Raw genomic sequence first — 677 nt, 5'->3', positions numbered from 1 at the left:
TTTGGCAGTCATAGCCAGCTCCTAGTAAGGATAAAACAATGAAAAAGATGACCATCAACGACCTAATCAAGTGGAAGCAAGAAGGTCGTAAATTTGCTACTTCAACCGCTTACGATGCGAGCTTTGCACAACTTTTTGAAAGCCAAGAAATGCCCGTTCTTTTAGTTGGTGATTCACTTGGTATGGTATTGCAAGGTGAAAACGATACGCTACCAGTAACGGTAGACGACATCGTGTACCACACTCGCTGTGTGCGTGCTGGCAGCCCGAATTGCTTACTAATGGCCGATATGCCATTCATGAGCTACGCAACACCAGAGCAAGCGTGTGAGAACGCAGCAAAATTGATGCGCGCAGGCGCAAACATGGTAAAAATCGAAGGCGGCGACTGGCTAGTTGATACCGTTAAGATGCTTACTGAACGCGCAGTGCCAGTCTGTGCTCACCTTGGTTTAACCCCTCAGTCTGTTAACATTTTTGGTGGTTACAAAATCCAAGGTCGCGATCAAGAAAAAGCGGATCGCATGGTAAAAGATGCGTTAGCGCTACAAGAAGCAGGCGCTCAAATCGTCCTACTAGAATGTGTGCCTGCTGAACTGGCAGAGCGCATTACTAAAGTACTCGACGTGCCAGTCATCGGTATCGGTGCGGGTAACGTAACGGATGGTCAGATTCTT

The 677-nt window shown here is 47.4% G+C and carries 1 protein-coding gene; it reads left to right on the top strand.

The window, feature by feature from the left end:
• Window positions 1–38: 38 nt before the first annotated feature.
• Window positions 39–677: 3-methyl-2-oxobutanoate hydroxymethyltransferase (gene panB / locus R7Q48_RS27815; RefSeq protein WP_318133515.1), on the top strand; the 639-nt coding region annotated here is incomplete at its 3' end.

It is taken from the genome of Vibrio sp. 378 (assembly GCF_033339435.1).
Note: the sequence above shows the minus strand (reverse complement) of the source record. Positions and strands in the feature narration are given on the sequence as shown.